At 38.1% G+C, this 15,472-nt stretch carries 14 protein-coding genes and 1 rRNA gene; 3 read left to right on the top strand and 12 right to left on the bottom strand.

Going from position 1 to position 15,472, the window contains the following annotated elements; genetic code table 11:
• Positions 1 to 67 precede the first annotated feature (67 nt).
• The 3 genes from ACQKNX_RS23245 to ACQKNX_RS23235 form a co-directional block, all read right to left on the bottom strand.
• The gene (locus ACQKNX_RS23245; RefSeq protein WP_427430922.1) at positions 68 to 1,213 is read right to left on the bottom strand and encodes a transglutaminase domain-containing protein; all 1,146 of its coding nucleotides are present in this window, start codon (positions 1,211 to 1,213) and stop codon (positions 68 to 70) included.
• Between the two features lie 366 nt (positions 1,214 to 1,579).
• Entirely contained in the window at positions 1,580 to 1,840 is a 261-nt protein-coding gene (locus tag ACQKNX_RS23240; protein WP_427430921.1) for a metal-sensitive transcriptional regulator, read from the bottom strand.
• Between the two features lie 100 nt (positions 1,841 to 1,940).
• The gene (locus tag ACQKNX_RS23235) at positions 1,941 to 2,639 is read right to left on the bottom strand and encodes a glycosyltransferase family 2 protein (protein ID WP_427430920.1); all 699 of its coding nucleotides are present in this window, start codon (positions 2,637 to 2,639) and stop codon (positions 1,941 to 1,943) included.
• A 153-nt stretch (positions 2,640 to 2,792) separates the two neighbouring features.
• Between ACQKNX_RS23235 and ACQKNX_RS23230 the strand changes: the two genes are divergently transcribed.
• Positions 2,793 to 4,730 (top strand): SEL1-like repeat protein, encoded by a 1,938-nt coding sequence (locus tag ACQKNX_RS23230; protein WP_427430919.1) that lies wholly within the window; start codon positions 2,793 to 2,795, stop codon positions 4,728 to 4,730.
• 154 nt (positions 4,731 to 4,884) lie between these two features.
• Here ACQKNX_RS23230 and ACQKNX_RS23225 read toward each other — a convergent pair whose 3' ends face one another.
• From ACQKNX_RS23225 to ACQKNX_RS23200, 6 genes are all read right to left on the bottom strand, one after another.
• The gene (locus tag ACQKNX_RS23225; protein ID WP_340821402.1) at positions 4,885 to 5,289 is read right to left on the bottom strand and encodes a hypothetical protein; all 405 of its coding nucleotides are present in this window, start codon (positions 5,287 to 5,289) and stop codon (positions 4,885 to 4,887) included.
• Between the two features lie 72 nt (positions 5,290 to 5,361).
• Positions 5,362 to 6,732, bottom strand: coding sequence for an ATP-binding protein (locus tag ACQKNX_RS23220; protein ID WP_427430918.1), 1,371 nt, complete (start codon positions 6,730 to 6,732; stop codon positions 5,362 to 5,364).
• Positions 6,729 to 7,403: a response regulator transcription factor gene (locus tag ACQKNX_RS23215; protein WP_427430917.1), complete on the bottom strand. Its 675-nt coding sequence runs from the start codon at positions 7,401 to 7,403 to the stop codon at positions 6,729 to 6,731. Before ACQKNX_RS23215 ends, ACQKNX_RS23220 begins: the two co-directional genes overlap by 4 nt.
• 350 nt (positions 7,404 to 7,753) lie before the next feature.
• Positions 7,754 to 8,851, bottom strand: a complete 1,098-nt coding sequence (locus ACQKNX_RS23210) for a DUF1648 domain-containing protein (RefSeq protein WP_427430916.1) — start codon at positions 8,849 to 8,851, stop codon at positions 7,754 to 7,756.
• A gap of 1 nt (position 8,852) precedes the next feature.
• Positions 8,853 to 9,248, bottom strand: a complete 396-nt coding sequence (locus ACQKNX_RS23205; RefSeq protein ID WP_340821407.1) for a GntR family transcriptional regulator — start codon at positions 9,246 to 9,248, stop codon at positions 8,853 to 8,855.
• 95 nt (positions 9,249 to 9,343) lie between these two features.
• On the bottom strand, positions 9,344 to 10,231 hold the full coding sequence (locus ACQKNX_RS23200) for a LysR family transcriptional regulator (protein ID WP_427430915.1): 888 nt from the start codon (positions 10,229 to 10,231) through the stop codon (positions 9,344 to 9,346).
• A gap of 122 nt (positions 10,232 to 10,353) precedes the next feature.
• Here ACQKNX_RS23200 and ACQKNX_RS23195 point away from each other — a divergent pair, with 122 nt between their 5' ends.
• On the top strand, positions 10,354 to 11,019 hold the full coding sequence (locus ACQKNX_RS23195; RefSeq protein WP_427430914.1) for an O-methyltransferase: 666 nt from the start codon (positions 10,354 to 10,356) through the stop codon (positions 11,017 to 11,019).
• A gap of 291 nt (positions 11,020 to 11,310) precedes the next feature.
• Here the strand turns inward: ACQKNX_RS23195 and aceB are convergent, their stop codons facing one another.
• Entirely contained in the window at positions 11,311 to 12,909 is a 1,599-nt protein-coding gene (gene aceB / locus ACQKNX_RS23190) for a malate synthase A (RefSeq protein ID WP_427430913.1), read from the bottom strand.
• Between the two features lie 99 nt (positions 12,910 to 13,008).
• Complete coding sequence (gene aceA / locus ACQKNX_RS23185; protein WP_427430912.1) at positions 13,009 to 14,292, bottom strand: isocitrate lyase; 1,284 nt, start codon at positions 14,290 to 14,292, stop codon at positions 13,009 to 13,011.
• A gap of 215 nt (positions 14,293 to 14,507) precedes the next feature.
• On the opposite strand from aceA, the gene ACQKNX_RS23180 reads away from it, so the two are divergent.
• Complete coding sequence (locus ACQKNX_RS23180) at positions 14,508 to 15,179, top strand: LytTR family DNA-binding domain-containing protein (protein ID WP_427430911.1); 672 nt, start codon at positions 14,508 to 14,510, stop codon at positions 15,177 to 15,179.
• A gap of 199 nt (positions 15,180 to 15,378) precedes the next feature.
• On the opposite strand, the gene rrf is transcribed toward ACQKNX_RS23180, so the two are convergent.
• Positions 15,379 to 15,472: ribosomal RNA gene (gene rrf, locus ACQKNX_RS23175) — 5S ribosomal RNA — on the bottom strand; the annotation flags it as partial.

Below are 15,472 nucleotides of genomic sequence, written 5' to 3'. Positions count from 1 at the left end.
TTTGTGCTTATAAATATATATGCATTGAACATGTGATATAGAAGCTTTCTGTTTATTACACTATAAATTAGTTAATTTTTAGCTTTTGCTCTTTACCATTAACTTTATATACTAAATATCCGCTGTTAATTAATAGATCAGATACAGATTGCTTAACAACTACACTCGTTTTTAATGTTTTCAAATTTAGTTTTGTTAAGTAACCGCTATTACTATAATCGCTATAATAAAGATTGTCTCCAGCACCTGTAATATAAAGTGCTCGCTTATCAATTACCTTAGTCTTCTTACCACTTACTAAGTCGAGTTTATACAATTTATCATTATCTGCTGTGTTGCTAAAAAATAAAGTATTATTGATTTGGTGTGCAAAATGTACATTTTGCATAAAATTATATGCTGTACTTGTTGCCGCAGGGTAATTTGAAGTAATCCAATTATGATCTTTCTTTAGCTGAGCATCAGTTACAAGGAAATAATCATAGGAAGATGCCCCTATGCGATTTGGTAACGGATCATTCCATGTTGTATCCAGATGATACCACTTGCCATCAACCTTCACCATATTCCAAGCATGTGCTTCATTGCCATTCACATAACCTACTACATATTTAGTTTCAATCCCTGCTTGCTCTAACATTTTATATGCTGATAAAGCATAGCCCTGACATACAGCTTGTCCTTCAAATAATAATGCGTAAGCGCTATGTGGACTCGCCTTTGTTTTTGTACCATAAGCAGTATTTGACACTATATAATCATTAACTGCTTTTACTTTTTGAAATTGTGTCATAGATGGCTTAATAATCGTTTTTAATATATCATCAATCTTTGTCTGAACCACAGATTCTTGTGCTGGAGTCGTAAAGTATTTCACTTTATAGGTCACGTTGCCTGTGGAATCCGCAGTCATAGTCATTCCTTGAAGATGACCGCTGGCATAGGTAGCCTTTTGCTGTGCCTCTTCAAATGCTTCCATTAACTTTTTGTCGAAACCTGTCATTGAACCATTATATGTAACTTTAATTTCTGTAGCAAAATCGTTAAGTTGCTTTGCTATTTCATTTGATAGTTGATCGAACGTTTCTATCTTTGCGCTTGTCACCACATTGTAAGCAATTGGTTCTTGCATGTTTAAAGGCTTGCTTTGTGCATTGGCTATGGTTGGGCTTAACATCAACAATGTTGCACTACTTAATATCCATTTTCTCAAAATAATTCACCTTCTCTTTTATAATATCTTTACCCTAATTATAAAAGAGAATATTACTTTAAATCTATCATACAAGTTCACTACATATGACCTTTTTCTAAATTTACAGAAGCAAGCATTTAGGTTTTTAAACCTATATAAATCATAAATCTAATAATTAAAAGTATTTTTTTGCATATTCATTAACTTTCACCTAAAGCATCTTATATGATAATAATAACGAAACAAGCCCCGCCCTAATAACTTCTATCGGAAACTGAGACAAATAAGCCTCTGTAAAAAGTGACTTACGATTCTCCGACAAAAACGAAAATAGGCGAGACTTGTATATAAGGTAAGAACTTAAATATGTTTTAACTTTGGATACTAACGGCTTTTGACAACTAAATTTACAGCCTCTTGAATAACTTCATTCATTTTCTCGCCGTCACCCTCAGCCTTTTGTACACATTCTAACAGATTTGTGCTAACAATTACGCCTACCGTACGATCTACCGCTGAGCGCACTGCGGATAATTGCGTGATAACGGCTTTGCAATCCTTTTCTTCTTCCATCATTTTTAAAATACCGCGTAGTTGACCTTCCATTCGCTTCACACGATTTTTCACTTGATCTGAATATTCCACATTCATTACCCCTTCTTTTATACTCGCTGCGTCAAGTTGAGTAATTATTATTCTTATCCTAGCACAAAATATTAGAAATACACGTGTTACATTACGCTTACTAAGGTTTCAAATATTTTATAAGCATCTTGGCCATTACTGTACCTGTATTTGTTAATTCATCGTATTGAATAATCGAATTCTTTTTTATGCGTAGCTGACCAATTTCTACTTCGAAAATTGGACATTTTCTTTTTAGTGCCACGACAAGCATATTTGTATCGTATTCAAAACGATCTCCTTGCACCTCTATAAGCCATGGTAATTCTTTGATTTCTATGTAACGCAAGCCTGTTTGTGTATCCATTAGCTTTTTATGAAACAGTAATTCAAACAATAAACTAGTTGCTCGGTTCCCCCAATACGAAAAGAACGTACTTTCGGAGGAATGGAAATTGCGTATTCCTAAGACAATGCCTTCTGAAAACACTTTTGTCATAGTCAATACTAATTTGATATCCTCTAACGTATGCTGTCCGTGTGCCCCTACTGTTAGAACACCCTGAAAACCCGCTCGTTTAGACCGAATATAGGAGAAAGCTGTTTTTAACGCTCCACCCTTCCCAATATTCTGTTCGTGTTGGAGAACTTTACATCTATCTATTTTCTTTAACTCGTCAAAAATATTTTCATATTTTTTATCGCTACCATCATTAACAATAACAACTTGAGTAATTGAGGTGGCTAATAATTGATGTACAAATGTAATAAATGATTGTTGTGGATTATATGTTGGAATAATTGCTGCAATTTTTTTCATCCATCAATCCCCCTAAAGACTATAAACTCACTCTTAAATCAAATAGTAACATACTAAAGACAATTCAACTGAGGAATTCAATGGAAAATGATCAATAACACTAATAATTTCCCGATATATGAAAAAAAGACTATTACCGTTATTTAAGAAGAGGTGAGTACAATCGTCATACAATACGATATCCTTCATGAACAATGTGAAAAATTACATATTTTATCGTTCACACATATAGCGCAAAGCTTACAGGATGCTAGTTACCACGCTATTACACAGCCATCAATTTCTTTACAAAAGTCACGCCTCGTCCTTGAGGAGATTGTCTATGACTTTTACGAGCTGGAAATGCAAGCAAAACCTAAACTAAAAAATATCCGAACACTATTAAATAATCGTAACTTTATCTCAAAAATTCATCCACGTCGGATTTATTTATTAATGGAGCTTGTCTTTAAAATGACAAGTACTAGCAACAATGACATCGTTGAAGCGAAAGCCGCTAAAATTGTCCTCGATTATGTTAGCGATATCGTTGAATGGTTTATTCACCGTTATGATCGTAGCCTGAAAGCATCTATTTCGACTCGGAAATTTCCTAAATTTGAAGATATATTGCCTCCATTTGATGCGAAGACGCTCGATCAATACTCAGCTAAAGACTATGAACATGCTGCTAGTTGGTTTGAAATTTCCGCAAAAAAGGGCAATGCAAGCGCACAATACAATTTAGGCTTCCTTTATAACCACGGTCGAGGTGTTCAAAAAGATTATGCAACAGCCAAGAAGTGGTATGAGAAAGCAGCCGCACAACATGATGCCAATGCACTTTATAGTCTAGGGGTGCTTTATCATTTAGGACAAGGTGTTGAGCAAAATTATCAAGAGGCCGCCCATTATTATAAGTCTGCAGCGGATTTAGGTAATGCCGACGCACAGTATAATCTTGGTGTACTTTACAATCAAGGGCTTGGCCTTGCTATTAATTTTGAAGAGGCAGCAAAATGGTATATTTCAGCAGCCAATCAAGGCAACACAAGTGCACAAAATAATCTTGGCTTTCTCTATCATCATGGAACTGGTGTGCAACAAAGCTTTGAGGAAGCTATAGCTTATTTTGAAATGGCAGCACTTGCTGGAGATGCAAGTGCACAGTATAACCTTGGCTATATGTATCTTAAAGGCCGTGGCATCTCACAAAATGTTGAGGAAGCTGCGAGATGGTTCCACCTAGCCGCACTTCAAGACCATACGAATGCAGAGTTTCAATTGGCCTTACTCTACAATACAGGACAGGGCATACAGCAAAATCATATTGAGGCAATAAAGTGGTTTAAACTTGCGGCTCATAAAGGACATACCAATGCCCAATATTGTCTCGGCCTACTTTACCAAAAAGAAAAAGATAGCACGCGATCTGAAAGATGGTTTCAGCTTGCCGCTGACAATGGACATATTAGTGCTGGCTATGAGCTTGGCCTTCTTTTCGTCTATCAGCTTCAACAGCCTGACAAAGCATTACAATATTTTATAATTGCCGCTGAGAAAGGCTATGCTGATGCTCAATTCGAACTTGGGTTGTTATATGCTAACGGTGTTGGTGTTGCATTGAATTATGCCAAAGCAGTTCAATGGTGGAGAGCTGCAACAGACCAATCGCATATTCAAGCTGAATATCAATTAGGATTATTATATGAACAAGGATTGGGCGTCTCCCAAGACTTAGATGAGGCTAGACGTTGCTATAGACTTGCTGCTATCCAAGGGCATTCAGGCGCACAATATCAACTTGGTAATTTATTTGATAAAGGCAAAGGAGTGAAGCAAGATTTCACGGAGGCAGCTAGATGGATTGAACAAGCAGCTTCTAAAGGACACGCTAAAGCTCAATACCAGTTAGCCCAAATGCATAGCAATGGACAAGGTGTCCCTAAAGATTTTGCGAGGGCTGCCCAACTTTACCGACTTGCTGCAAATCAGGGTCACCAAAAAGCTCAGTTTCAGCTTGGCATGCTTTATAAGAAAGGACAGGGCGTAGCTCAAGATTATAACGAGGCAACACGTTGGCTTAAAAAATCACTAGAGCATTTAAATTGATATATGCTTTGGCGACTACTGACTCTAGTTTAAATGTAATGGCAAGGCCACTTCTCGAACGAATTCAACGGTTACTCTAAAAAAATATAGGCAAACTCAAATTTTTTGAATTTGCCTACGCACTGACCGCGTCTAATACTGGCGCGGTTTTATTTTAATTTTTCATTCCCTCTTTTTGATTTACCATGAATGTCACAATAATAAATAATGCAAAACTAATTAACAAAGTGGTGCCACCTACAATAAAGAAAATTAAAGTAAACGTATGACCAAAGTTAAAAGGATTAATATTGTAGAACCACATACCAAGTGTTAAGCCAAAAACTCCAATTATTGCTGTCCAGCCATGTAATGCAACTAATTTTTGCGATTTCACTTTAAATGCACGGTAAAAAATGCCCCATGCAAACATACTTAACCAGCCAACGAGTAAAACGTGCGCGTGAATTGGTCGAAATTCATAACTACCTGACCCTGACATATGCGAACCTAAGTACGTACCCACTAAAGCGAAAATCGCTGCGAGTCGAATAAGACGTAAACTCCATTTTTGTTCCATACGATAACTCCTCCAAGTTTTAACTTACATAGAAGTTTATCGATTGAACATGAACTTTACATGAACTCTATATTACAATTTTGGTAGGTGTATACAAACGCTTGTCCCTACGTTAATTGCACTTTTCATTTGCACTTCCCCACCGTGCAATTCAACAATTTGTTTTACAATGGCAAGGCCGAGACCTGTCCCCTGTTTCGTTCTTGACTCGTCAGCTCGATAAAAACGGTCATATACCTTTTGCAATTGCTCCGCATTCATACCAATACCACTATCCTCTATTAACACTTCTACGAGAGTAGATTGTTCTTGAAGATGTATGTGAATTTCTCCCCCATTAACATTATATTTAATGGCGTTTGTTAATAAATTATCCCATACATTTTGTAGTAGCCCCGCATCACCTTTATATGTTACTGGCTCAATCTGATACGATAACTGCACATTAGCTTCCTCTAACTGCCAACGATATTTGCGCACAGTTTCCTTCAATTGTTCATCTAAATTGTACGGTTCTCTCTTTAGCATTCTAGTCGATTGATCGAGTGATGTCAGGAGTAACAGTTGCTTCGTCAATGTCGAAAGTCGCTTCGTTTCTAGCTCTATAATTGTCGCATATTCTTGTCGTTCTGGTTCAGAAAGCGTAGGGTTTTTCAGTAAATCTACATAGCCTTGAATATTCAATAAAGGCGATTGGAAGTCATGAGATACATTGCTTATAAATAGTTTACGAATTCTATCATTTTCCTGTAATTTTTCTGTCATCACATTAAAGCTATCTGCCAGTTGTCCAATTTCATCCGCTCGATCTATTTCAAGCAACGTATCAAACTTTTCATGTGCCAGTTGATGTGTTGCTTCTGTTAACTGTGTAATCGGTCTAATCAGTGCCTTTGCAAATAGCAGCATAGCAAGTAAACTTAGCACAGCCATTCCAAGGATAAGACCTCCTAATAGCGTATGCGCCTCAGAGAACAACAATCGAATATCTGGTCTAATAAACAGTGCGTACTGTTCGTTATTATACGTAAAGGGTACACCAATGGTATTAATGAGTTCATTCGCAAAAAAACCTGTCATAAAGGTCTCTTTTGGGAAATCACGCATCCCATGATAGACTTCTCCTTCTAAAACACGCTGGATTACATCTGCCGACAATGTTTTATCTCGATATTCGCCACCAAAAAAGCGATGATCCTCTCCCGTTGTAACATAAATTTGATAACCAATCTCTCCAAGTGTTGTTAAATAGCTATCTAAATCCATTTGCTTCGCTGATTCGATATAATCGACAATATCCTCTGCAATTGCAACATTCTTAGCATCATTTTTCCCTTTAGTCACTTGATGATAATACGTATTCGTCATTAAAAACCCAATGCATAAGCTGCCAATCATAATGAGCATCGTTGTGACAACAAACTTACTATATAACGTCTTCATGTCGCACTTACCTCAAGCTTATAACCGACGCCACGTACCGTTGTAATCTCAACATCTGTTTCGTAGCGATGCAAGCGCTCGCGAATCCGCTTCACATGTGTATTTAACGTTTGCTCGTCCCCTCCATAGTCGTAGCCCCATACTTGCTCCATAATAATGCTACGTGTAAAAACTTGATTTGGTCGAGAGGCAAGTAGCGCTAATAGCTCGAATTCCTTTAATGGCAAAATAAGTGTTTCTCCACCAATCGTAACCTCAAAGCTACGTCGATCAATTTCGAGCTTACCAACCTGTATTGTTACCTGATTCTTTTTATCAAGCCTACGTAAAATCGCTGCAATGCGAAACAGCAACTCCTTTGGCTCGAACGGTTTAACGACATAGTCATCTGAACCCGCTAAAAAGCCACGCTCCTTATCTTCTAGCTCTCCTTTTGCCGTTAATAACAGCACCGGAATATCGTAATCCTTACTTAAAATTTCAGTTAGCGTAAAGCCATCCATTCCTGGCATCATAACATCAACAACTGCCAAATCGGGCATATTTCCATCAAGCAATTGCAAAGCTTGCTCGCCATTCTCTGCTTGCAATACTTTATAGCCCTCTCGCGTTAAATAAATATTGACTAACTGTAAAATATGAACGTCATCATCGACAACTAAAATTTTCATTTATCCTTGCCCCCATTCAATATATTGCACTAGGAGTTCAGTTCCTAACTTACGCTTTATGTAAAAAGGGCTGTCCTATAAGTCAGTCTAACAATAATATGTACTTGATATCTCGTAAAAATCCACTGCTTGCATTGTAAATTGTGTGAGTGACTGGCACTTGCTATCGATTTCTTTCTGCGCAAAAATCCACTTCGCTTTCCGCGGGCACAACCGTAAGCCGCAACCCTCGCTACGCGCGGTTTGTTGCGTCTTACATCCTGTGCGTACCCGCAGGAGTCTTCGTGGATTTTTACTTGGTTAACCTATGCACTGCCATGAAAATTCAGAATTGTGTGAGTGACTGGCACTCACAATGAAAATATTGAAACCAACAGCAATATAAGTAATGGCAAGCCGATGACGATATAGCCTCTTGGGTTTGCAAAGTTCATTGTCCAACCTACACCAAAACGCTTCTCCACAAACACTGATGGATCCTGACGATTCATATAAATAAGACCGCCCTTCCAATAACGATCCTCATCAATATCCATTACCTCTGACACCACATTATCTTTATAATTCAATCGTAACTGTCGCTTTTTCCATGCATAAACAAGCACTGAACCTAATATTAAAACTAGGAAAGCAATAAACAATGGTAATAGTTTTTTTCCTTCAGCCATTGAAGGATAGATATTACTTAACTGTAGCATTGTAAATAATCCTGTTAAACTATAGCTGACCAACGCTATATTCCAGCTCATAAATTTCCGTGTTTTTAATTCGCTTTCCAAAGACTCCTGCTGATGGTTGATAGACAATCGAATTGCAGAGCGCTTAAGTGAATCCGCAATCCCCCACATCATACATTGCATCATTAACATGACTAGTGGTAGTGAAATCGCAGTAAAATACGTTTTTTCTTGCCACGCATCTGCCGCTCCGCTTGGTCCCCAATGTACCGCAACAGCATTTGGTATTTGTTCATAATGTAACAACGTAAATATGATGAGGAAAACAGTAACACCAATAGGTACCACATAAAAAGGCCAAGGTAGTATTTCATCACGACTACGGGCTGTTAAATCGACAGCTCTCACTTGTTTTATATTCATGCCCCAGTGTTCACGCATTTTCAGCTTCATCACTTTTTGGTGATTCAACCAGTATAACACCATACTGACCGCAAGCATCCCAAATAAACAGCTAAGTAAAAGAATGCCTTGAGCACTTTCAGCAGGAGCGAGCAACCAGTAAAACACAAACATGATTATTAAAATTATTGCTCCAAAAAACCCTACTGTTTGCGCATAGCGCTTTTTCGCAATCGCTAATGCAGGATGCTTTACATTTTGTTCCGGTACGGTAACTCCAAATACGATTGTCTCACGTACAATAAAAGGGACAAAAACTTGCATAGCTAATGTCATAATATACATAATTGTAAAAATACCTAGTAGCATGCTACACCCCTTCTACTGGCAGTTGCAAGTCAGCAAATACCTTTTTCATCATGTGCTCAATTTGATCAGCTGTTGCGCCGAGCACCATTCCTTCTGCCACAACAGGCTTTAAGTTTTTTTCAATCTGCTGCAACTGTTCGGGCGTTAATGCACGCTCCTCAGTTGAGCGAATAATTGCACCTGATTTAGCCCGAATTGTAATGATTCCTTTTGCCTCAAGCTCATGGTAACTCTTATTAACCGTATGCATATTAACACCTAAATCAGCCGCTAAACTACGCACAGATGGCAACATATCACCTGGTCCCATGTCTCCCCTTGCAATACCCTCTATAATTTGCCGTGTAACTTGTTCATAGATAGGCACATCCGATAAGGGCTCTATTTGAATAAACATCTATATCAGCTCCATGTTTGTTATACAGTTAGTATAACAAAATTTAAGTTTTATGCATAGAGAAATTGGGCTATCTCGAAAGGACTTAAATTTTTCTATAAAGAATTTTTTATCGTATCAATAAACTTATTTACAAGTAAACTTTGCTTCTCATTTTTCCTTGTACAAATAGCAACTTTATGTTTACTATGTATCCCCTGTACATATACTCTTGCCAATTGCCCATTATGAACATACTCTTTAACCGCAAGTGATGAAATAAAAATTGCGCCATATCCAGCCATAACCGATCGAATTGTTTCATTTATTCCACTAAATTGCAGTGCAATTTTTGGAGGATTTACTTGATGGGTTTCACAAAGTGAAAAGAGGTGATCTCTCATGGAGCTTCCTTCCTCGCGCATTATAAAAGGTTCCTTCATCATATCCGCTATAGAAATAATTTGATTTGCATATAGGTGTTCAGGTGCCACAACAAACCACAGCTCATCTTCAAAGAGCTCCTCCCATAATACTTCCTCAGGTCTCTCAGATATTCCACCACCATAAATAGCAATATCCGCTTTATAGTGGATAAGCTGCTCAAATGCTTCTTTCGTATTGGCCGTTGTAACAACTAAATTAACATCTTCGTTTAAGCCTTTAAAAGTAGCTGCCCATTTCGGAATTAAAAAATTAGCAGGTAAATAAGTAGCAACAATATGAATAGACCCTGTCTTAGCAAGGCGATAGTCTTCAATAAATGACTCAATGTGTTGCTCAAGAGAAATAAGATTTTGCGCCTTTTCCGCTAGTGCCTCACCAAACTCAGTCAATACTATGCCTCTGCCTTGCTGTTGAAATAATGAGACGCCTATTTCCTGCTCAAACCTTTTAATTTGGCTTGAAACTGCTGGCTGACTAATATGCAATATTTTAGCGGCCTTTGTAAAACTACCTGTTTTAGCTACTTGGTAAAATAATTTTAATGCGTGACTATTCATGCTCTCTCCTCACTCATAACTAAAAGTTATGAATTAGTAATTATTATATATTTTTATTATAGTTTATTTTATCATACACTTTAGTTGCAGTTTAAATCACTTTGGAAACGAGGAATTATACTATGTTAACTAACAATGTTTGGCATGACGTGGATGAATATTTTATTGATAAGATAATTCCATTTGATGAAACAATGGAGAATGTCCTACAAACAAATAAAAATGCTGGTATTCCTGAAATTGATGTATCACCCACACAAGGAAAATTACTTTACCTGCTAGCAAAAATAAAAGGTGCTCAAAATATTTTAGAAATCGGTACACTTGGTGGCTATAGTAGTATATGGCTTGCTCGTGCGCTCCCTGAATCAGGAAAGGTTTACACACTAGAGATTGAACCGACGTATGCAGAAGTGGCGAAGCAAAACATCCTAAAAGCAGGCTGTAGTAGCAAAGTCGAAGTGATGGTAGGAAATGCATTGCATTCATTGCCTACAATTAAAAATTCAGGCCTTTTATTCGACCTTATTTTCATTGATGCCGATAAACCGAATAATCCTCAATATTTAAAATGGGCTTTAGAATTAGCGAATAGTGGAGCACTTATCATTGCTGATAATGTAGTGCGAAACGGTGAAGTCATCGATGATAAAAGCGAAGATGAACGTGTGCAAGGTGTGCGTCAATTTATGGATTTATTAGAACAAGAACCACGTATCGAATCTACAGCCATTCAAACCGTTGGAATTAAAGGATATGACGGTTTCGTGCTAGCGATTGTTAAATAACGAAAAAGGAGATGTCTCACGCATTCGTGAGACATCCTCTTATGTGTATAGAAAAATGCCTTACAAGCCCCCCATCTAAGCTCGTAAGACATCTTGCACCCCATGTTTAAATCTCATTACTTACCATTAATATAAGTAGACCCCTTTTATTAAACAGTGCTCATTGTGTATAAGTAAAGAACAGGGGAACAGACCCCGCTCGTTACATTAGTGGAACTCGTGAGCTGCATTCGAGTTCAGCTCACTGTATTTTAGAAAAGTAGGATATGTTCGTTAGTAGATTGCTATTAATTAACTTAATTTTTCATAGCCTGGAAGTGTCAAGAATTCCACGAACTCATCTTGTTCAATTAAAGATTTAAACAGTTCAGCAGCTTCAATATAGCGACCACTGTTATAAGCCTGTTCCCCAACAGCCTCTTTAATTTTCACAAGCTCTTCTTCCAAAACTTCTAGCACGAATGCTAATGTAATACCTCTTCCATCATCTAAAATACCCTTTGGATGACGAATCCATTGCCATACTTGTGTACGGGAGATTTCTGCTGTTGCAGCATCCTCCATCAAGTTGTTAATCGGTGCAGCACCGTTGCCTCGTAACCAAGAAGCAATGTACTGAACCCCAACACTACAGTTAGTGCGAAGACCTTCAAGTGTAATTGTACCTTCTGGCACAGCCACTAAATCTTCAGCCTTAACATTCACTTCTTCGCGTTTTTTATGAATTTGATTTGGTGTCTCCATAATGGCATCAAACTGCTCCATAGCCGTTGCAACCATGCCAGGGTGTGCTACCCAAGTCCCATCATGACCATCAGTTGCCTCACGACGTTTGTCTTCAGCAACCTTTGCAAATGCTACTGCATTCGCTTCGTCATCGCCTTTAACAGGAATTTGCGCCGCCATACCGCCCATTGCAGGTGCGTTACGTTTATGACATGTTTGAATACATAAAGACGTATAAGCCTTCATAAATGGAACTGTCATCGTTACTTGACCGCGATCAGGTAAAATCACATCAGGTTGATTGCGCAGGCGTTTAATATAGCTGAAAATATAATCCCAACGGCCACAGTTCAGACCTGCTGAATGGTCGCGAAGCTCATATAAAATCTCATCCATTTCAAAAGCAGCCAATATTGTTTCAATTAAAACTGTAGCTCTAATTGTACCTTGTGGAATATCGATGTAATCTTGTGCAAAGACAAAAACATCATTCCACAAACGAGCCTCTAAATGGCTTTCTAACTTTGGCAGGTAGAAGTATGGACCCGTACCTTTTGCTAGTGCATTTTTAGCATTGTGGAATAAATATAGAGCAAAATCAAAGAAACTGCCTGATACAGGTTCCCCTTCCACTAGTACATGCTTTTCAAGTAAATGAAGACCACGTGGTCGTACTAATAATACAGCTGTTTCATTGTTTAATTTATATGTTTTACCATTTGACGCTTGTGTAAATTCAATTGTCTTATTAATGGCATCACGCATATTGATTTGACCAGAAATCATGTTTTCCCATGTCGGAGCAGATGCATCTTCAAAACAAGCCATGAACATTTTCGCACCAGAGTTCAACGCATTAATAACCATTTTGCGGTCTACTGGTCCAGTAATTTCTACTCGTCGATCTTGTAAATCTGCTGGCAGTGGCGCAATCGTCCAATCTCCCTCACGAATATGTTTTGTTTCTGGTAGGAAGTCGAGTTTCTCACCAGCATCAAGGCGTTTTTGACGTTCTTGTCGAGCCTCTAAAAGCTCTTTCCGACGATCATTAAACTTTTCATGCAGGGCAAGAACAAACTCAAGGGCTTCCGGTGTTAAAATTTCTTTTGTTTGCTCGTTTTGTTCCCCAACAATAGTAAGCTTACCTGTAGTTACCTGTTCCATTAGTAGTTCCCCCACCTCTCGTAATTTAAGTTTCCCCCGCTTAGGAGGTGCGAGGGAAACTTATCTATGATTATGAATTTAGGAATTAACGTAATTGAATTAAACGAATTGTTCTGTTTCTGTTGAACCAGCCATTGCAGTTGTTGAAGAAGTACCACCTGAAATAACTTGTGACACATCATCGAAGTAACCTGTACCTACTTCACGTTGGTGACGAGTAGCTGTATAGCCCTTAGACTCAGAAGCAAACTCAGCTTGTTGTAATTTAGAGTATGCAGCCATTCCGTTATCTTTGTAGTCATGAGCAAGCTCAAACATAGAGTGGTTTAATGCATGGAAGCCAGCTAATGTTACGAATTGGAATTTGTATCCTAGTTTACCAAGCTCGCGTTGGTATTCGGCGATTTCTTCTTCTGAAAGGTTTGCTTTCCAGTTAAATGAAGGTGAGCAGTTGTAAGCAAGCATTTTACCTGGGAATTCAGCATGAATCGCCGTTGCAAACTCACGAGCTTCTTCAAGTGATGGCTTAGACGTTTCACACCAGATTAAATCTGCATATGGTGCGTATGCTAAACCGCGAGCAATTGCTTGTTTGATACCTGGTTTTGTACGGAAGAAGCCTTCCGGTGTACGTTCACCAGTTATAAATTCTGCATCACGTGGATCGATATCTGAAGTTACCATATCTGCTGCATCAGCATCCGTACGTGCGATTAAAATTGTATCTACACCCATTACATCTGTAGCAAGACGAGCAGCAATTAAGTTACGAACAGCATTTTGTGTAGGAAGTAATACTTTCCCTCCTAAATGCCCGCATTTTTTCTCAGAAGCTAATTGGTCTTCTAAATGAACACCAGCAGCTCCCGCCTCAATCATACCTTTTACAAGTTCGAACACGTTTAGAGGGCCACCGAAACCTGCTTCAGCATCTGCAACGATAGGAGCAAACCAATCAAAGTCATCTACACGACCTTCAGCATGATCGATTTGATCAGCGCGTTGTAGTGCTTGATTAATACGTTTTACTACAGCTGGTACAGAGTTAGCTGGGTATAGTGATTGGTCAGGATACATTTGTCCCGAAAGGTTAGCATCAGCAGCTACTTGCCAGCCTGATAAGTAGATTGCTTGTAATCCTGCTTTTACTTGTTGAACCGCTTGATTACCAGTTAGTGCACCTAATGCATTAATGAATGGCTCTTCATGTAGGGATTTCCAAAGTCGTGTAGCACCTTTAGTTGCTATAGTTTGCTCAATTACAACAGACCCCTGTAATTTAACTACTTCTTCAGCTGTATATGCGCGCTCAATACCAGCCCAACGCGGGTTTTCTGCCCATTGTTTTTCTAAAACTTGGATTTTTTCTTGACGTGTTGACATATTAAAATTCCACCTTCCCCTTTGTATAAAATATACTCTGTTAAAAAAACTTTTTAAAATCTGTTCCATAACAGGTTTATTTGTTGTAAATTAATATATAACAGTACATCTGAATTTTCATTATTTTTAGATAAAATGCCGAATTTTAGTGATGAAAGTACCTTTTTTAACGACAAAATTTGGTAAACTGTTTACAAACAAGGGGGATAATCACAATGAATAATGAATTAGATTCTTTACAAAAAGATATTTCACAACAATTTATTACGATGCTACAAGACTGGATTCCAACAAATTCGTCCATCGCCATTGCTGTTCAAAACTCCTATATCTATTTTCACTCTGGTTCGCACAGTATTCATTTAGAAGCAGGGAGGCAAGTCGAGCCAGGCAGTATTGCAGAGCAAGTATTACAAACAAAAAAACGCACAGACGCAATCTTAGATAATACCTTATTTGGAACACCATATTACGGTATTGGCTATCCAATACATATACAGGACACTCTAGCTGCATTAGTAATTGTTTTACCTTCAACGTTTACAGCACTGAAATTAGAACCTTATCAATTTTTAACTGGTAAACGGGACGAAGAATGGAACCCTGTTGCCATTGAGAAAATTTCTTATATCGAAAGCCTACAGAAAAAAACATGGTTCTATGTAGAAAAGGAACAGTTTAAAACAAGTATTACACTCAAGGAGTTACAAATGCGCTTACCAACATTTTTCATTCGCATTCATCGATCTTATATTGTTAATATTCATTTCATAAAAAAGATGGCGCGTGATCTCACTTCCAATTTTATCGTTACATTAAAAGACGGGACAGAACTACCAGTCAGCCAATCCTATCTCAATAACTTGCGAAACGCCCTTGAATTTTAATAGACAAAGTAAAAACAGCTGTATAAACAGCTGCTTCAGATTGTAAAGAATAATTACTGAACGATTAGTGAATGGCATGGCATTTTATTTAGATACATTCAGTCTGTCGAATAGCCTCAATAAAATTTTAGCGGGGCTTATTCAGGCAGCATACTTTAAATACAAAAAAACCTGAGAATATATTCTCAGGTTTTTGTTTGCCTAGCGATGTCCTACTCTCACAGGGGGAAGCCCCCAACTACCATCGGCGCTAAAGAGCTTAACTTCCGTGTTCGGTATGGGAACGGGTGTGA

The sequence above is a fragment of the Lysinibacillus sp. NPDC093712 genome, assembly GCF_050280025.1.
Classification (GTDB): Bacteria; Bacillota; Bacilli; order Bacillales_A; family Planococcaceae; genus Lysinibacillus.
This window is presented reverse-complemented; position numbering and strand designations above follow the sequence as displayed.